The sequence below is a fragment of the Clavibacter sp. VKM Ac-2873 genome, assembly GCF_015351075.1.
GTDB lineage: Bacteria > Actinomycetota > Actinomycetes > Actinomycetales > Microbacteriaceae > Clavibacter.
Genome location: NZ_JADKRS010000003.1, coordinates 103,365 through 120,689, shown reverse-complemented (window position 1 = coordinate 120,689; position 17,325 = coordinate 103,365). Strand labels below are relative to the sequence as shown.

The 17,325-nt window shown below is 71.4% G+C and carries 15 protein-coding genes; 10 read left to right on the top strand and 5 right to left on the bottom strand.

Going from position 1 to position 17,325, the window contains the following annotated elements; all coding sequences use genetic code 11:
• Positions 1-37 precede the first annotated feature (37 nt).
• The 10 genes from ITJ44_RS10490 (at position 38) to ITJ44_RS10445 (ending at position 13,305) form a co-directional block, all read left to right on the top strand.
• The gene (locus tag ITJ44_RS10490) at positions 38-1,252 is read left to right on the top strand and encodes an extracellular solute-binding protein (RefSeq protein ID WP_194635270.1); all 1,215 of its coding nucleotides are present in this window, start codon (positions 38-40) and stop codon (positions 1,250-1,252) included.
• Positions 1,249-2,208: a carbohydrate ABC transporter permease gene (locus tag ITJ44_RS10485; protein ID WP_194635269.1), complete on the top strand. Its 960-nt coding sequence runs from the start codon at positions 1,249-1,251 to the stop codon at positions 2,206-2,208. The genes ITJ44_RS10490 and ITJ44_RS10485 overlap by 4 nt, the downstream gene beginning before the upstream one ends.
• Positions 2,205-3,035 (top strand): carbohydrate ABC transporter permease, encoded by an 831-nt coding sequence (locus ITJ44_RS10480; protein WP_194635267.1) that lies wholly within the window; start codon positions 2,205-2,207, stop codon positions 3,033-3,035. Before ITJ44_RS10485 ends, ITJ44_RS10480 begins: the two co-directional genes overlap by 4 nt.
• Positions 3,036-3,112: 77 nt before the next feature.
• Positions 3,113-5,167, top strand: coding sequence for a TIM-barrel domain-containing protein (locus tag ITJ44_RS10475; RefSeq protein WP_194635265.1), 2,055 nt, complete (start codon positions 3,113-3,115; stop codon positions 5,165-5,167).
• A gap of 85 nt (positions 5,168-5,252) precedes the next feature.
• A complete protein-coding gene (locus ITJ44_RS10470; protein WP_194635263.1) occupies positions 5,253-6,056 on the top strand; it encodes an NAD(P)-dependent oxidoreductase in 804 nt (267 codons plus the stop codon).
• 46 nt (positions 6,057-6,102) lie between these two features.
• Positions 6,103-8,505, top strand: a complete 2,403-nt coding sequence (locus ITJ44_RS10465; RefSeq protein WP_194635262.1) for an AAA family ATPase — start codon at positions 6,103-6,105, stop codon at positions 8,503-8,505.
• Positions 8,506-8,819: 314 nt separating this feature from the next.
• A complete protein-coding gene (locus ITJ44_RS10460; protein WP_194635260.1) occupies positions 8,820-9,791 on the top strand; it encodes a phosphate/phosphite/phosphonate ABC transporter substrate-binding protein in 972 nt (323 codons plus the stop codon).
• A 21-nt stretch (positions 9,792-9,812) separates the two neighbouring features.
• Positions 9,813-10,667, top strand: coding sequence for a phosphonate ABC transporter ATP-binding protein (phnC, locus tag ITJ44_RS10455; protein WP_194635258.1), 855 nt, complete (start codon positions 9,813-9,815; stop codon positions 10,665-10,667).
• Positions 10,664-12,412 (top strand): ABC transporter permease subunit, encoded by a 1,749-nt coding sequence (locus tag ITJ44_RS10450; protein WP_194635256.1) that lies wholly within the window; start codon positions 10,664-10,666, stop codon positions 12,410-12,412. Before phnC ends, ITJ44_RS10450 begins: the two co-directional genes overlap by 4 nt.
• On the top strand, positions 12,409-13,305 hold the full coding sequence (locus tag ITJ44_RS10445; RefSeq protein WP_194635254.1) for an oxidoreductase: 897 nt from the start codon (positions 12,409-12,411) through the stop codon (positions 13,303-13,305). Before ITJ44_RS10450 ends, ITJ44_RS10445 begins: the two co-directional genes overlap by 4 nt.
• Before the next feature lie 15 nt (positions 13,306-13,320).
• Here the strand turns inward: ITJ44_RS10445 and ITJ44_RS10440 are convergent, their stop codons facing one another.
• From ITJ44_RS10440 to phnL, 5 genes are read right to left on the bottom strand one after another with little or no spacing between them, the layout of a single operon-like run.
• Positions 13,321-13,938 carry a DapH/DapD/GlmU-related protein gene (locus ITJ44_RS10440; protein ID WP_194635252.1) on the bottom strand — a complete coding sequence of 206 codons (618 nt, stop codon included), beginning with the start codon at positions 13,936-13,938 and terminating at the stop codon, positions 13,321-13,323.
• Positions 13,935-14,621 carry a phosphonate metabolism protein/1,5-bisphosphokinase (PRPP-forming) PhnN gene (phnN, locus tag ITJ44_RS10435; protein ID WP_194635250.1) on the bottom strand — a complete coding sequence of 229 codons (687 nt, stop codon included), beginning with the start codon at positions 14,619-14,621 and terminating at the stop codon, positions 13,935-13,937. The genes ITJ44_RS10440 and phnN overlap by 4 nt, the downstream gene beginning before the upstream one ends.
• The gene (locus tag ITJ44_RS10430) at positions 14,618-15,799 is read right to left on the bottom strand and encodes an alpha-D-ribose 1-methylphosphonate 5-triphosphate diphosphatase (protein WP_194635248.1); all 1,182 of its coding nucleotides are present in this window, start codon (positions 15,797-15,799) and stop codon (positions 14,618-14,620) included. The genes phnN and ITJ44_RS10430 overlap by 4 nt, the downstream gene beginning before the upstream one ends.
• Positions 15,796-16,587: a DUF1045 domain-containing protein gene (locus tag ITJ44_RS10425; protein ID WP_194635246.1), complete on the bottom strand. Its 792-nt coding sequence runs from the start codon at positions 16,585-16,587 to the stop codon at positions 15,796-15,798. Before ITJ44_RS10425 ends, ITJ44_RS10430 begins: the two co-directional genes overlap by 4 nt.
• Positions 16,584-17,318, bottom strand: a complete 735-nt coding sequence (gene phnL / locus ITJ44_RS10420; RefSeq protein ID WP_228494973.1) for a phosphonate C-P lyase system protein PhnL — start codon at positions 17,316-17,318, stop codon at positions 16,584-16,586. Before phnL ends, ITJ44_RS10425 begins: the two co-directional genes overlap by 4 nt.
• Positions 17,319-17,325 lie beyond the last annotated feature (7 nt).

Below are 17,325 nucleotides of genomic sequence, written 5' to 3'. Positions count from 1 at the left end.
CTCCCGGCGCACCGGTACGTATTCAGAGAGGAATACCGTGATCAACACGCGCACGCGCGCCGCCCTGGCGGCCACCGTCGTCGTCACCGCAGGCCTGGCCCTCACCGGCTGCTCCACGGGGGGAGGGGGCTCGTCGGATCCGAACTCGCTCACCCTCTGGGACAGCTTCACCCAGTACGACGCGTCGTCGCCGTACGGGAAGCTCGTCAGCGGCTGCGAGACGAGCACCGGCATCACCATCGACCGCACGCAGAACCCCGACAACGAGACCAAGTTCCTGCAGGCCGCCTCGTCGAAGACCACGCCGAACCTCATCGTGCTCGACAACCCGGCCATCGCCCGCTTCGCCGACACGGGCCTCCTCGTCGCCAACGACGAGTCGGGCCTCGACACCTCGAAGGTGCTGCCGAACGTGCTCGCCGCCGGTCAGCTGGACGGGAAGACCTACGGGTCCTCGATCGGCGCGAACACGCTCGCGCTGTTCTACGACAAGGCCAAGCTCGCGGCCGCCGGCGTGCAGCCGCCCACCGACTGGGCGAGCCTCGAGGACGCCGCCGCGAAGACCACGCAGGGCGACGTGCAGGGCCTCGGCTTCTCCGCGATCGGCACCGAGGAGGGCACCTTCCAGTTCCTGCCCTTCTTCTGGGGCGCCGGCGCCGACCTGTCCGACATCTCCTCGCCCGCCGCCGTGCGCGCGCTCACCCTCTGGACCGACATGGTCAAGGACGGGCAGGCGTCGAGCGCGAACGTCAACGCCAACCAGCAGGACATCCGCGACCAGTTCCTCGCCGGGAAGCTCGCGATGATGGTCAACGGCACGTGGCAGCTCTCCGCCCTCGACCAGGCGGGCCTCGACTACGGCGTCGTGCCCCTCCCCGCGGAGGACGGCGGCGCCGCGCCCAGCCCGCTCGGCGGCGAGTTCATCGAGGTCGTCGTGAGCGACAAGGCGAAGCAGGACGCGGCGGCGAAGTTCGCGCAGTGCATGATCGACCCGGCGAACCTCGCCGACTGGACCGCCGGCCAGTCGTACATCTCCCCGTACGCCGACGCGGCCGCCGAGCAGGCGTCCACGGATCCGGAGCTCGTGCCGTGGGTCGACGCCGTCTCCGTCGCGCAGGGCCGCACCGCCGACCTCGGCATCGCCTACCCGGACACATCGAAGGCGCTGTACCAGGCCATCCAGGAGGCGCTCACCGGCAGCAAGACGCCGCAGGCCGCGCTCGACGACGCCGCGGCGAGCCTGAAGAAGTGAGCGGCCGCGTGATCGACCGGCCCCTCGCCCCCACCCGGGGCGCGGGGTCGGCGGGCCCGGCCGAGGAGCGGCCCCCGCGCCGCCGGCCATACCGGACGGTGAGCATCGTCGCCGCCATCGGGTTCATGGCGCCGGTCGTCGCGTTCCTCGCGATCTTCTTCGTCTACCCGATCATCCGCGGCTTCCTGCTGAGCCTGCAGGAGTACGGGCCGCGCGCGTTCGTCACGGGCGAGGCGCCCTACGTGGGCTTCCAGAACTACGTGACGATCCTCAGCGACAGCCTGTTCGCCACGATCGCGTGGCACACGGTCGTCTTCACGGTGGTCTCGCTCGCCGGGCAGTTCGCCATCGGCCTCGCGCTCGCCGTGTTCTTCACGCGCCGGTTCCCGCTGTCGACGACGTTCCGGTCGCTCATCCTGCTGCCGTGGCTGCTGCCGCTCATCGTCTCGGCGACGGCCTGGCGGTGGATGTTCGACCAGCAGTTCGGCATCATCAATTCGGTGCTCGGCACGCCGATCGGCTGGCTGAGCGACCCGTCGGTGTCGCTGTGGTCGGTGATCATCGCCAACATCTGGCTCGGGATCCCGTTCAACATGATCCTGCTCTACGGCGGCCTGCAGGGCATCCCGGAGAACCTCTACGAGGCCGCCGCGCTCGACGGCGCCGGCCGGTGGCGCACCTTCCGCAGCATCACCTGGCCGCTGCTGCGCCCCGTCACCGCGGTGACGCTGCTGCTCGGCCTCGTGTACACGATCAAGGTCTTCGACGTGATCTGGATCCTCACCAAGGGCGGCCCCGCCAACAGCTCCCACACCCTCAGCACGTGGGCCTACGAGAAGTCGTTCACCGACCTCGACTTCGGCGTCGGCGCCGCGGCCGGGGAGATCCTCGTGGTCGTCGCCCTCGTCTTCGGCCTCATCTACGTCCGGGCCCAGCGCACGGAGGCGCAGTCGTGAACACCGTCGACACCCCGGTCCGCCGGTGGACGAACGCCGCCATCGGCCTCGCCATCTGCGCGGTGCTGCTGTTCCCGCTCTACTGGATGCTCAACGTCTCGCTGACGAAGCCCCAGGACCTCATCTCGAGCACGCCGAGCCTGTTCCCCGCGGATCCCACGCTCGACGGGTACGCGCAGGCCATCTCGACGCAGCTGCCGAACCTGGTGACGAGCCTCGTCATCTCGATCGGCTGCGTGATCCTCACCCTCGTGATCTCGCTCCCCGCGGCCTACGCGATGGCGAAGTTCAAGGTGCGCGGCACGGGCGCGGTGATGTTCGTGTTCCTGCTCGCGCAGATGATCCCGGGCATCGTGCTCGTGACCGCCCTGTTCGCGATCTACGACGCGCTCGGGCTGCTCAACACGTATCCCGGCCTGATCCTCGCCGACGCCACGGCGTCCGTCCCGTTCGCGGTCATCGTGCTGCGCGCCTTCATGCTCGGGATCCCCGACGAGCTGCTCGAGGCCGCCCGCATCGACGGCGCGTCGAGCTGGCGCGCGTTCGTCTCGATCGTCGTGCCGCTCAGCCGGAACGCCATCGTCACAGCCGCGCTGTTCTCGTTCCTGTTCGCCTGGGCGGACTTCCTCAACGCGAACTCGCTCACCTCGGGCAACGGCATCGTGCCGTTCACGCTCGGGCTGTACCGGTACATCGGGTCCACGACGACGAACTGGAACGGGATCATGGCGACCGCCGTCATCGCGTCCATCCCCGCCGCCGTCCTGCTGGTCGTCGCGCAGCGCTTCGTCGCCGCGGGCGTCACGGCCGGGGCCGTGAAGGACTGAGCGGGGCGCGCCCGGCGCCGCACCGGGCACGCGACACGACACGACCCGACGCACCACGACACCGAGGACGAGCACGCATGATCGACGACGACCAGCACTTCACGACCGACGGGACGCGCCTCGTCTGGCGCGGCGACGGGGAGACCCTCGTCGTGGAGCCGTGGGGACCCGACAGCCTCCGCGTGCGCTCCCGGATCATGGCGCCCGTGGCGGACGCCGACTGGGCGCTGCTGCCACAGCCCGAGGCCGACGCGCGCATCGAGGTCGACGGCGCGACGGCCAGGATCACGCACGGCGGCATCACGGCCGTGCTCGCCTCCGAGTCCTCCTACGGCTACCAGACCGGCTACGAGGAGAACCGCTGCCACGTGACGTTCCTCGACCGGCACGGAGAGGTGCTGCTCGAGGAGATCGGCACGGGCGGCGCCCTGCACCTGCGGGCGCGCGAGCAGCGGCCGCACCTCGGCGGCGACTTCCGCATCACGGCCTCGTTCGCGACCGGGCCGGACGAGCGGCTGTACGGCATGGGCCTGTACCAGCAGGACATCCTCGACCTCGCCGGATCCACCTTCGAGCTCGCGCACCGCAACTCGCAGGCGAGCGTGCCGTTCGTGATGTCGAGCCGCGGCTACGGCTTCCTCTGGCACGACCCGGCGATCGGCCGCGCGACCTTCGCGGCGAACCGCATCGAGTGGACGGCGGAGACGAGCGAGCAGCTCGACTACTGGATCACCGCGGGCGACACCCCGGCCGACATCAACCGCGCGTACGCCCGGGCCACCGGATCCGCGCCCATGATGCCCGAGCACGGCCTCGGCTTCTGGCAGTGCCGGCTGCGCTACTGGAACCAGGAGCAGCTGCTCGAGGTGGCGCGCGAGCACACCAGGCGCGGGCTGCCGATGGACGTGATCGTCGCCGACTTCTTCCACTGGCCGAAGATGGGCGACCTCCGCTTCGAGGAGGAGTTCTGGCCGGATCCGACCGCGATGGTCGAGGAGCTCCGGGGCATGGGCATCGAGCTGATGGTCTCCATCTGGCCGCAGGTGTCGCTCGAGTCGGAGAACTACGCGCGCATGAAGAAGGAGAACCTCCTCGTGCGCAGCGAGCGCGGCATCGACGTGCAGATGCAGTTCGAGGGACCGAGTGCCTTCGTCGACGTGACCAACCCGGACGCGCGCCGGTACCTCTGGGAGGCGGCGCAGCGGGGCTACGGCGCGCACGGGATCCGGCTGTTCTGGCTCGACGAGGCGGAGCCCGAGTACGGCGTCTACGACTACGACAACTACCGGTACCACGCGGGCCCCAACGTGCGGGTCGGCAACGTCTACCCGCAGATGTTCTCGCGCGCGATGCACGAGGGACGGATCCAGGCGGGGCAGGAGCCGGGCGTCGACCTGGTGCGCGCGGCGTGGGCGGGCAGCCAGCGGTACGGCGCGCTCGTGTGGTCGGGCGACATCCACTCCACGTTCGAGGCGCTCGCGCGGCAGGTGACCGCGGGGATCCACATGGGCGTCGCCGGCATCCCCTGGTTCACGACCGACATCGGCGGCTTCGCGGGTGCCCGCACGGACGACCCGGCGTTCCACGAGCTGCTCGTGCGCTGGTTCCAGTTCGGCGCCTTCTCGCCCGTGATGCGGCTGCACGGCGACCGCGGGCCGAGCGTGGAGGTGCGCGCGGCGGACGGGTCGCGCCGGGCTCCGAGCGGATCCGGCAACGAGCTCTGGAGCTTCGGCGAGGAGGTCTACGGGATCCTCGCCGGCTACGTGCACCTGCGCGAGCGCCTGCGGCCGTACCTCCGCGACGTGATGCGCGAGGCCCACGAGGACGGCCAGCCCGTGATGCGCGGCATGTTCCACGTCTTCCCGGACGACGCGGAGAGCTGGTCGCTCGGCGACCAGTACATGCTCGGCGCCGACGTGCTCGTCGCGCCCGTGCTCGAGGCGGGCGCGCGCTCGCGGAGCGTGCACCTGCCGGCGGGGACGTCGTGGATCGAGGCGTCGACGGGCGCGCGGCACGCGGGCGGCCAGCGCGTCGTCGCGGACGCGCCGCTGCACGTGATCCCCGTCTTCGTGCGCGAGGGCGCGGCGGTGGAGGTGCGGCTGCCGGAGGGGGCCGCGTCGCTCGCCGGCTGACGGGCGCTGGTCGTCCGCCCGTCCCTCCCGGCAGGATGGGAGGACGGCCGCGCAGCGCCGCGCGTCGACGACGAGGGGATCCGACATGGCCACGATCACGATCACGGGAGGATCCGGGCGCATCGCCACGAGCATCCGCCCCCTGCTCCTCGCCGCCGGGCACGAGCTCCGGCTGCTCGACGTGGTGGCGCCGCCGACGCCGCTCGCGCCGGGGGAGACCTCCCGGATCGTCGACACGACCGACGGCGACGCGTGCGCGGAGGCGTTCCGCGGGTCCGATCTCGTGGTGCACCTCGCGGCGCACGCGGCCGAGCGGCCGTGGGAGGCGATCCAGCGGGTGAACAACGACGGCGCGCACGCGGTGCACGAGGCGGTCGTGCGGGCGGGGGTGCCGCGGATCCTCGCGGCCAGCTCCATCCACGCCGTCGGCTTCCTCCCCGCGACCGATGCGGCGCGCGAGGACGTCCCCGCGCCCCGGCCCGACACCTTCTACGGCCTGAGCAAGGTGCTGCTGGAGGGCCTCGGCAGCCTCTACGCCGACCGGCACGGGCACGTCGTGGTGAGCGCGCGGATCATGACGCACGAGCCCGAGCCGTCGCAGGCCCGCAGCATCTCGACCTGGCTCTCCTCGGGCGACGCGGCGCGGCTCGTGGAGGCCGTGCTGCGGTGGGACGAGCCCGGCCACCGGATCGTCTGGGGCGTCTCCCGGAACACCCGCCGCTGGGTGTCGCTCGCGGCGGGCGAGGCCATCGGGTACCACCCCGAGGACGACGCCGAGGTCTTCGCGCACCGCTTCCCGGAGCTCGGCGCGGACATGTCGCCGCCCGCGGGCGTCCGGCTCGGCTCGATCTTCACGGAGGTCGAGCTGGGCTCCGACATGACAAGATGATCGCGAGATGTCCAATTCGTAGCACTTGCCGTGTATAGTTCCTCGCATGACATCTATCCTGCGACGGCCTCTCGGTGACCGGCTCCTTAGCGCCAGCGGAGTGCCTGTGCTCATCCTGGAGGGGGCTAGGGCGGTCGGGAAGACAACGCTGGTCAGAAACCGATTGGAGAGTGCCGGCTACTCCTATGCCTCCCTTGCCGACCCGGCTACGCTCGCACTCGCTAAATCTGACCAGAAGTCCTGGCTTGAACGTTTGCCGCGTCCTGCGATCATTGACGAGGCTCAGTTGCTTCCGGATCTCCCGCTCTTGCTCAAGGAGGTAGTGGACGGCCTCCTCCCCGAGACGCACTTTGTGCTTACCGGTTCCGCCTCCATCGGGCGGACGGGTCTGGGTGGAGCCGATCCGCTCACGCGGCGGTCGCGCCGATTCGTCATGTACCCGCTTACTCAGTGGGAAATCGCGGGCCTTGCCGGCTCTATTGTCGACCATATGTTCGACAGCGACGTCATTATGCGACGCTTTGGCGCGCAAGACGACAGTGATCTTCTCTCCATCATGCGTGTAGGTGGCTTTCCGGGGCAGGTTCTTCCTAGACGGATTCGGACGCAACGACAGTCTTTCGAGCAGATTCGCTCCGATGTTCAGGCGGTCCTCGGCGATACTTTGTTGCCGGGCATAGGTATCGACGCATTCTCGGCGCATTCTGCTCTCGACGACCTTCTCCGTTCGCCCGGTGCAATTTTCAATGCCAGCCGTATATCCGCGCGGCTCGATGTGGATAGGCGCACTGTGGATCGCTACCTGGGTGTGTTCGAGCGTTTGTTCCTGGTGCACTGGCTGCCCAATTTAGCCACAACGCCGTCTCGCCAAAGCCATGCGAGAGCTAAGATTCACCCCGTCGATACGTCATTTTCTATCGAGTCGTTGCATCGGGCGGGCGTCGATTTGCTCGCAAATCGGGAGGCGTTCGGCGCGGTGCTCGAGAGCCATGTAGTTAATCAAGTTCTCGCCGCTGCAGGATGGTCCGAATTGGGGATTCAGCCGTACTTCTGGAGGCAGGCGAGTGGCTCATCGTTCGAAGTTGATCTCGTGCTCGTGGATCAAAGTGACCGGGTCGTGGGTATAGAAGTTAAGGCGTCTAAGAGTGTGCATCCTCGAGACGCGGCATCATTGGAAGCTCTTCGCCGCAGTCGTGGACTGCATCGTGGATTCATCTTCTACACCGGCTCTGAAACGATTCAACTCGCCGAAAATATCTGGGCTATCCCCGTCGCGGCACTCGCTGATGATTCCGGTTTCGTCTCTGCTTCTGCTCAATCTTCAAACCTCGAAAGGGCTCTTCAAATGAATGACCAACTCTCTAGTAATGGGAGCCTGTCTGCCCCGGGGGCGGCGGATGCAACGATGTTCCTGAGTTACGTTCATTCCGACGATGAGCACAGCCGTGGACGCATTGTGCAGTTCGCAAAGGATCTCGTCGCGTACTACGATTTCCTTTTTGGTCGAAAGATATCGCTCTTTGTAGATAGGGACAGCCTCGAATGGGGTGTGGATTGGCGAGCGCGTCTCCTCGATGAGACGCAGAGCACGTCCTTCCTTCTCGCGGTGGTCACGCCACGTTATCTACAGAGCCAAGCCTGCCGCTCCGAGTTTTTGCAGTTCAGTGCCGCAGCTCAGCGCGAGGAGGAGCCGCGCCTCCTTCTGCCCCTTGTGTGGGTTGACGTTAGCTCGACAGACGTTGTTGCCGCCGATGATCCGGTCTTGTCAAAAATTGCTTCTACGCAGTTTCTGGATGTTGGCGAGATTCGTCGATTGGTGCCCAATTCCATTGAATATGACCAGCTGCTGGAAGAGGTTGCCACGCGTCTAAAGGCAACTGTGGATGCCCGAGACGCGTCAGGAAGCGAGGCTGTAGCTAAGCCGCGCGAGCAAGAGGATGATCGCGATCTCCTTGAGGTTATGGAGGCTCTAGAGGCACGCCAGGGCGCCCTTGAGGAGGCAACCGGGGGCTTCAAGAACGCGTTCGACCGCCTTGGAGCGGTCTTCACTGACAGGCCGACTTCGCGCCCTACGCCTACCTACGCGGGGGCAGCCCAGATGGCCAAACTTGGTGCCGACCTGGCTGTCCCTGTTGAAGGCGTGGAAGTCGCCACAAAAAGGCTGGCAGAAGTGTGGGCTGATTATGATTCAGCTATTGCACGAGCCGCAATCATCGTTCGTGATTCTCCGGACGCGAGTGCGAGAAGGGGCATGTTCGAATCGCTGGACGGCTTGGTGCGTTCCCTTGAGCTTCCTGGGGCAGACGTGGTTGAAGAACAGCTCACAATGATGGGCAATATTTCGCGGCATTTGCGTCCCATGAGCCATGCTGTCGGTAATGCACTGCGAGCGCTTCAGGGAATTCAGGCGTCGGCTCGCGCGTGGAGGGATCAGCTCGTTCGAGACTAGTGAATAGTGGCGTTCAACTGGCTGGTATCAAGTCCCGCGCTAACGGCGTTGGGGAGTAGGTGCGCCATTCAGTCGTGTCCTCCGTCCCGCATCCAGCCCTAGACCGCTGAAGGCGCTCGATCTTCACGGAGGTCGAGCTCGGCTCCGACATGGGCTGAGGCCGCGCGCTCCGGAGCGAGATGTCTGCTCTTCCGGACAAGTTCACGGATGCGCCATCTGGGCGGCACGCCGCTTCCCTCGCGCGTTCCTAGAGTCGGCATCGACCCGTGGCCTCCCCACCTCCGCCCGCGGGTCCCGACTCGAGAGGCACGTCCATGTCCCTGTCCCCCCGCACCCGCATCGGAGCCCTCGCGGCCTCCGCGCTCGTCGCCGCCCTCGCGCTCTCCGGCTGCTCGGCCGGAGGCTCCGACGCGTCGGCCGCATCCGCCGACACCTCGGGCACCTGGGCCAAGTCCGAGGGCACCCTCGTCTTCGGCGCCACGCCCGACCAGGCCGGCTCCGACTCGAACAACAAGCCGCTCGAGGACTACATCGCCAAGGAGACCGGCCTCAAGGTCGAGTACTACCCGACGGCCGACTACACCGCGCTCATCGCCGCGGCCGTCGCCGGCAAGATCGACCTGATGAGCTCGGGCGCCCTGCAGTACGTCATGGCGTCGAACAAGGGCGCCGAGATCGAGCCCGTCGCCGCGGCCCTCACCTCGAAGGACGTCACCGACCCCGGCTACTACTCCGAGGCGATCGTGCCCAAGGGCTCCTCGATCACCGATCTCGCGGGCGCCAAGGGCAAGACGGTCTGCTTCGTCGACCCGAACTCCACCTCCGGCTTCCTCTTCGGCCTCTACCAGCTGCAGAAGGCCGGCCTCGACGTCACGAGCACGGGCGCCGACGCCAACGGCAACCCGCAGTTCGCGGACTTCACGCCCTTCTTCGCGGGCGCGCACGACAAGTCGGCGCAGGCGGTCGCGTCCGGCCAGTGCGACGTCGGATTCGCCGAGGACTCGATCGTCGAGCCCGAGGCTGCTGCAGGCAAGCTCACCGTCATCGGCAAGGAGTACGTGCCCGGCGGGCCGCTCTCCATCTCCTCGGCGCTGCCGGCCGACGTGAAGGCGAAGCTCACCACGGCGCTCCAGGGCGCGACGCTCGACGCGATCAAGGCCTCCGGCGTCCCGCTGACCGACGGCTTCACGAAGGGCTACTTCGGCGCCCAGCCGGAGGACGTCTCCTACTACAAGGGCATCGCGGACCTCTGCGACTCCATCGCCGCCGCCAAGTGCGCGAAGTGACGCGGACGGACTGATCCGACCATGACCGGCACGACGACCTCCCCGCTCGTCTCCGTCTCCGGGGTCACCAAGGACTTCGGCAGCACGCGGGCGCTCCACGACGTCGACCTCACCGTCGAGCGCGGGGAGGTCGTCGTGCTCCTCGGCCTGTCCGGGTCGGGCAAGTCGACCCTCCTCCGGCACCTGGACGGCCTCGAGCTGCCGACCGCCGGCAGCGTCCGCGTCTTCGACCAGGACGTCGCCGCCCTCGGGCAGCAGGACCTCCGCGCCCTCCGCGGCCGGGTCGCGATGATCTTCCAGCAGTTCGAGCTCGTGCCCTCGCTGACCGTGCTCGAGAACGTCCTCACCGGGGCGCTCGGCCGTCTCCGCGGGCCGCGCCTGGGCATCTGGACGTACCCCCGCGCCGCGCGCACCGAGGCGCTCGGCCACCTCGACCGCGTGGGCCTGCTCGAGAAGGCCTACGAGCGCGCCGACCGGCTCTCCGGCGGGCAGCAGCAGCGCGTCGCCATCGCGCGCGCGCTCATGCAGCGGCCCGAGATCCTGCTCGCCGACGAGCCCGTCGCGAGCCTGGACCCCGAGTCCAGCGAGCAGGTGATGCGCCTCATCCGCGAGATCGCCGCCGACGACGGCCTCACCGTGGTGTGCAGCCTCCACCAGGTGGACCTCGCGCTCGGCTGGGGCGACCGCATCGTCGGGCTCCGGCACGGCGAGGTCGTGCTCGACACCCCCACGCGCGGCATCGGCAAGGCCCAGGTGATGGAGATCTACGGGCGCGTCGCGTCGACGACCTCCGCGCTCGCCGCCATCGCCACCGAGCTCGGCGACGTGCTGCCGTTCGAGGAGCCGCTCGACGTGCGCGCGGACGGCACCCGGTGACCGCGGTCGCCGAGCGCCCGGGCCCGGCCCCGGCCGGCGTCCTCCCGGACGTCGAGGGGCGCGCCCCGCGCCGGCGGCCCGACCCGCAGAAGGCGCTCGCGCTCGTCGTGGTCCTCGCGATGGTCGCCTTCGCGATCCACGCGCTGACGACGCTCGACTTCACCTGGTCGAACGTCCTCCGCAGCGTCGGGAACGCCGCGAAGGTGTTCACGCGCATGGACCCGATCAGCTTCCCGGCGCCCGCGGACCTCGCGTACCTCATCGGGCTGACGCTCGGCATCGTCGTGCTCGGCACGCTCGCCGCCGCGCTCGTCTCCGTCCCGGTCGCCTACGCGTCGGCGCGGAACACCGCGCCGGCGCCGTGGCTGCGCGGCCTCGGCCGCACGATCGGCGTGGTCACGCGCGCGGTGCCCGACGTGGTGCTCGCCCTGGCGTTCGCCCTCGCCTTCACGCTCGGCAGCCCGCTGCCGGGCATCCTCGCCATCGGGATCCACTCGATCGGCATGATCTCGAAGCTCTTCGCCGACGCCATCGAGCAGGTCGACGAGGGCCCGCAGCGCGCGATCCGCACCACGGGCGGCACGCGCGCCCAGGAGTTCTGGTCCGGCGTGTTCCCGCAGGTGCTGCCCTCGTGGATCGCCACGGTGCTGCACCGCTTCGACATCAACCTCCGCGGATCCGCGATCCTCGGCTACGCCGGCGTGGGCGGCCTCGGCTACGCGATGAAGGTCGCGTTCGGCCAGTTCCCGGAGGGCTACGGCCGCGGGATCGGCATCGCCATCATCATCTTCGCGCTGTGCGTGCTGCTCGAGGTCGTGTCGTCTTCCATCCGCCGCAGCGCGCTCGGCGTGCGGCCCTCCGGCCGCGGGCTCGGCGACCGGATCGTGCGGCGCCTCACGCGGGACCGCGCCGACGCCGCGGGCTCGCGGAGCGCCGCGCCGGCGCGCGCGGTCACAATCGAGTCGATGCAGCGGCGCCCGTGGACGCCCGACCGGGTGCGCACCGTCGCGTGGTCGGCGCTCGCGGTGGTCGTCATCGTCGGCGGGTACCTCATGGCGGACGTCGACCTCAGCCAGATCACGTGGGAGTACGTGGGGCCGACCTTCCAGAGCTTCTGGCCGCCGAGCACCGGCACGCACACGTTCGGCGAGTTCGCCGACGCGCTGCTCGTCACGATCCAGGTGGCGTTCGCCGCGGCGCTGCTGTCCGTGGTGCTCGCGCTGGTCGTGGGATCCCTGGCCGCGCGGAACGTCGCCCCGACCCCCGCCGTGCGGAACGCCTCGCGCGTCGTGCTCGTCATCTTCCGCGGCGTGCCGGAGCTGGTGCTCGCGATCCTCCTCATCATGATCACGGGCCTCGGCAACCAGGCTGGGGTGGTCGCGCTCGCGTTCGGCGGCGTCGGGCTCCTCGGCAAGCTCATCGCGGACTCCTTCGAGGAGGTGGGCGCGGGTCCCGAGCGGGCCCTCACCGCGGTCGGCGCGACGCGCGGGCAGCGCTTCCTCGCGGCGACCTGGCCGCAGGGCCTGCCGTCGCTCGTCGGGAACTCGCTCTACCTGGTCGACACGAACATCCGGGCGGCCACGATCCTCGGCATCGTCGGCGGCAGCGGGATCGGGTTCCACCTCACGAACGCGTCCTCGGTGATGACCCTGCACGGGCAGGTGACGACCCTCGTCGCCATGGTGTTCGTGAGCGTGCTCGCCGTGGAGGGCCTCGCCGCCTGGCTGCGGCGCGTCTACCGGTGACGGCGGGCCGGCCGGCCGTCGCCGTCGTCGGCCCGGGCGCGATCGGCACGTCCGTCGCCGCCGCGCTGCACGAGGCGGGGGTGCCGCTGCTCCTCTGCGGGCGCACCGCGCGCGAGCGGCTCGCGCTGCGCACGGAGGACGGGACGACCATCGCGGTCCCCGGGCCCGTGCGCACGGATCCGGCCGGCATCACCGCGCCCGTCGACCTCGTGCTGCTCGCGGTGAAGGCCACGCAGGTCGAGGCGGCGGCGCCGTGGCTCCGGGCCCTGTGCCACGCGGGCACGGTGGTCGTCGTGCTGCAGAACGGGATCGAGCAGGTGGAGGACGTCGCGCCGCACGTCCCGGGCTGCGCGGTCGTGCCCGCGGTGGTGTGGTTCCCGGCGGAGGCGCTGGCCGACGGATCCGTGCTGCTCCGCGGCACCCCGCGCCTCACGCTGCCGGACGTGCCGGCGTCCCGCGTCGCCGTGGACGCGCTCGCCGGCGGCCGGTGCCGGGTCGAGCTCGCGGCCGACTTCACGACGGCCGCCTGGCGGAAGCTCGTGCAGAACGCGGTCGCGGGGATCATGGCCGCCACCGGCCGCCGGGCCGGCGTGTTCCGGCGGGACGACGTCGCGGACCTCGCCCGGGCCTACGCGCGGGAGTGCCTCGAGGTGGCGCGCGCCGAGGGCGCCGTGCTCGACGACGGCGTGGCCGACCGGATCGTCGACGACTTCCGCGCGGCCCCCGCCGACCAGGGCACCTCGATCCTCGCCGACCGGGTGGCCGGCCGGCCGCTGGAGTGGGCGGCGCGCAACGGCGTGATCCTCCGCCGGGGCCGGGCGCTCGGCCTGCCGATGCCGATCGGCGGGATCCTCGTGCCGCTGCTGGCCGCCGCCAGCGACGGGCCCGGCTGAGCCCGTCGCGGCGCGTCAGCCCTCGTACCGCTCCAGGAACGCCTCCGTCGGCAGGGCCCGGAAGTCGGGGAGCCTGTCGCGGAGGGTCTGGTGGTCCCAGTCCCACCAGGCGAGGCGCTGCAGGCGCGCGGCGATCTCCGGCGGCTGGCGGAAGCGGATCACGGTGGCGGGCACGCCCGCGACGATGGCGTAGTCCGGCACGTCGCGCGTGACGACGGCGCCGGCCGCGACGACCGCGCCGTCCCCGACGCGCACGCCCGGCTTGATCATGGCGCCGTGCCCGATCCACGTGTCGTGGCCGATGCTCGTGCGGCGGGAGCGGCGGTGCGCGAAGAACTCGGCGTCGTCCTCCGCGTCGTCCCAGTACATGGTGCTGCGGTACATGAAGTGGTGCAGGGTCGCCCGGTCGAGCGGGTGGTCGGTGGCGCCGATCCGCACCGCGCTCGCGATGTTGGAGAAGCGGCCCACGTCGACGTGCGCGAAGTCGCACAGCCGGTCGCAGTAGCTGTAGTCGCCGATCACGGTGTCAAGCAGGCGCGTGGCGGCGCCGATCTGGGTCCAGCGGCCGAGCTCGCTGCCGGTCATGGCGACGTCGGGGCCGATCACGGGCTCCTCGGTGAGCTTCGCGGTCATGGGGTCTCCGTCCGTCCGCGGGGCGCGGGGTCGAGGGGGTGGGTGGTGGTGGCGTCGGCCGCGGGGCGGAGGCACGGCGCGCCCGACGCGGCGGACGGGGCCGCGAGGGCCGCCGTGATCACGCGGAGCAGGGCGTCGCCGCCCTCCTGGACCGTGCCGTGGTTCCGGACCTCGTGGTCGGCGACGCGGCCGGGCGCGGGATCCGCGCGCGCGAGCCGGCGGGCGATGTCGTCGGCGGGCTCGCGGCCGCGGGCGCGCAGGCGGTGGGCGCGCACCTCGTCGGACACCGTGATCCGCACCACCACGAGCCGGGCGTAGCGCGCGTCGAGGACGTCGAGCATGCCGCGGGACACGTTGGCGACCACGGCGGCGCCGCGGCGCACGGCGTCGTCGGCCGCGGCGGGGATCCCGTAGCGCAGGTCGTGCGCGCGCCAGGTGACGGCGAACGCGCCGCGCGCCTCCGCCGCGGCGAACTCCTCCTCGCCGACGGCGTCGAAGTCCTCGCCCGGCCCGGGCGGGCGGGTGATGGCACGGCGCGGGAACTCCGCCTCCGGGCCGCTCGCCGCGCGGGCGGCGGCGAGGAGGGCGTCCTTGCCGACGCCGCTGGCGCCGACGACGGCGACGAAGGGGCCGGGGCCGATGGGCGCGGGGTCGCGGGGTCCGGGATGGCGCGGGTCCGTCACGACACCCGCGCTCCGCGACGCAGGACCGCGCGGACCACGGGCACGGTCCGGCCGCCCGGGTGCCGCTCGCTCGGGGCCATGCGGTGGCGGTGCACGCGCACCAGGTCGGCGCGCGCGCCCACCCGGATCGCGCCGCGGTCGTCGAACCCCACAGCCCGGGCGGGGTTGCCGCTGACGAGCTTCGCGCCCGCGGTGAGGGGCAGGATCCCGTCCGCGTCGAGCTGCACGATCGCCTGCAGCGGGCTCGCGGGCACGTAGTCGGAGGAGAGGATGTCGAGGAGGCCGAGCGCGAGCACCTCGGTCGCCGCCACGTTGCCCGACTGGCTGCCGCCGCGCACGATGTTCGGCGCGCCCATCACGATGAGCTGGCCGTGTGCGCGCGCGGCGCGGGCGGCGACCACGGTGGTCGGGAACTCGGAGATGCGCACCCCGAGCGCCGCGGACTCCGCCACGTGCACCGCGGTGGCGTCGTCGTGGGCGGCGAGCGTCACCCCGCGGGCCGTGGCGAGCGCCGCGATGGCCGCGCCGTTGGGTGCCGAGTGCTCCTCGGCGACGGACCGCAGCTCCTCCATGAGGGCGCCGATGCCGCTCGCGGCCACGCGACCGCGGCCCACCATGTAGCGCGTGAACGCCTCGACGTCCGCGTACTGGCGCTGCCCGGGGGTGTGGTCCATGAGCGAGGCCAGGCGGACGGAGGCGATGTGGTCGAACTCGCGGAACTCCTCCACGGTGCCCGGCGCCGCGACCTCGCAGCGCAGGTGGATGAGGTGGTCGGCGCGCAGCAGCCCCTCCGCGCCGGCGTGCTCGATGGCCTCGGCGAGCGAGAGGGACAGCGTGGTGGCGTCGTCGCGGCCCTCGAGAGTGCCGATGCGGATCGCGTCGAAGACCGTGGTGACGCCGGCGCCGCTCAGCTGGGCGTCGTGCGCGAGCACCGCGGGGACCGGATCCCAGCGCGTGCCCGGGCGGGGCTGCGCGTGGGACTCGAGGTGGTCGGTGTGCAGCTCGACGAGGCCGGGGATCAGGAGGTCGCCGTCGAGGTCCTCGCCGACGCCGCCGACCTCGCCGGGCGTGCCGGGGGAGATGTCCGCGACGAGGCCGTCGCGGATCAGGACGGATCCGTGCAGCACCTCGTCCTCGAGGACGATTCGGGCGTTGCGCAGGACGGTCTCGCGGGTCATCGGGTTCCTTCGGGGTCGAGCGCCGGGTCGGCGCGGGGGTCGTGCGCGGGGCGGGGGTCCTGCGCGGGGCCGTCGGGGTCGGCGCGCAGCGGGTGGACGGAGCGGAGGCGGAACGGGGCGCCGGGCGCGTCCTCGACCACGAGGGCGAGCGCGTCGACGGCGACCGGCCGGTCCGTCGCGTCGGCGAACCACGCGGCGAGGTCGGCCTCGGCGCGCGGCAGGGCGGCGGCCGGGATCCGGTCGGTGAGGGTCAGGTGGAAGCGGAACGCGTCGAGCACGTACGGGTAGCCCCAGGCGGCGAGGAGCTCGCGCTGCCGGGGGCTGAGCGAGGCCGGATCCCGGCGGGCCGTCTCCGCCTCCGTCGGGGGCGCGCGGAACGCGTCGAGGCCCGTCACGACGTCCGCGGCGAGCGCGTCCAGACCCGGGGAGGGCGCGGTCGGCACGAGCGCGAGGAAGCCGCCGAGTGCCGCGACCCGGAGGCCGGGCAGCGCGACAGGGGCCCGGGCGCCCGCGAGGCCCGCGACCGCGGCGTCGAGCTCGGCGGCGTCGCGCCCGTCGGCCAGGTGGAAGGGCGCCTTGAGGGTGCCGTGGAAGCCGTAGCGGCGCGCGTCGACCGTGATCGCGTCGACCTCGGCCCGGGTCCAGCCGGCGGGAGCTGCGGGGGCGGGGGCCGGGGATCCGCCGGCGACGGACCGCCCGAGCCACGCCTCGGCGCGCTCCCGCAGCAGCAGTCCGGTGGCGTCGTCGGAGCCGATCCCGGGGAGCGCGTAGACGGCGTGGCGGGTCACCGCGCGGCCGCCGCGAGCGCGGGCACGAAGGCCTCGACGTCCACGATCCGGTCGGCGACCGCGGCGCGCACCTCCGCGTCGTGGAAGATCCCGAGCATGCCGACGCCGGCCTCGCGCTTCTCGCCGATCAGCTCCACCACGACGTCGCGGTTCCGTGCGTCGAGGGAGGCGGTCGGCTCGTCGAGGAGCAGCAGGGGCAGCTCCGGCAGGAACCCGCGCGCCACGTTCACGCGCTGCTGCTCGCCGCCCGAGAAGGTGGCGGGCGGCAGCGACCACAGCCGCTCCGGGATGGACAGCCGCGTGAGCATCCGCGCCGCGCGATCGCGGGCCTCCTCCGCGTCGACGCCCCGCTCGACGAGCGGCTCGGCCACCACGTCGAGCGTGCCGACGCGCGGGACGCAGCGGAGGAACTGGCTCACGTAGCCGACCGCGTCGCGGCGGGCGGCGAGCACCGCGCGCGGCGTCGCCGTGGCCATGTCGACCTCGCCGCCCGGCGCGTGCACCACGATGCGGCCGCGGTCGGCGAGGTAGTTGCCGTAGACGAGCTTGAGGACCGTGGACTTCCCGGCCCCGGAGGCGCCGCCGAGGACGACGGCCTCCCCGCGGCCGACGGCGAACGAGAGGTCGTCGAGCACGGCGAGCCGCTGGCCGCCCTGCAGGTGCATGGTGAAGGTCTTGCCGACCCGGTCGACGGTGAGCATCGGGGCCCGTGCGGGCGCATGTCCGGTCATGGGGCGG

Coding starts and splice junctions, on each gene's coding strand:
- ITJ44_RS10470 (WP_194635263.1), top strand. CDS start 5,253: ATGGCCACGATCACGATCACGGGAGGATCCGGGCGCATCGCCACGAGC.
- ITJ44_RS10430 (WP_194635248.1), bottom strand. CDS start 15,799: ATGACCCGCGAGACCGTCCTGCGCAACGCCCGAATCGTCCTCGAGGAC.
- ITJ44_RS10460 (WP_194635260.1), top strand. CDS start 8,820: ATGTCCCTGTCCCCCCGCACCCGCATCGGAGCCCTCGCGGCCTCCGCG.
- ITJ44_RS10440 (WP_194635252.1), bottom strand. CDS start 13,938: ATGACCGCGAAGCTCACCGAGGAGCCCGTGATCGGCCCCGACGTCGCC.
- phnL (WP_228494973.1), bottom strand. CDS start 17,318: ATGACCGGACATGCGCCCGCACGGGCCCCGATGCTCACCGTCGACCGG.
- phnC (WP_194635258.1), top strand. CDS start 9,813: ATGACCGGCACGACGACCTCCCCGCTCGTCTCCGTCTCCGGGGTCACC.
- ITJ44_RS10475 (WP_194635265.1), top strand. CDS start 3,113: ATGATCGACGACGACCAGCACTTCACGACCGACGGGACGCGCCTCGTC.
- ITJ44_RS10465 (WP_194635262.1), top strand. CDS start 6,103: ATGACATCTATCCTGCGACGGCCTCTCGGTGACCGGCTCCTTAGCGCC.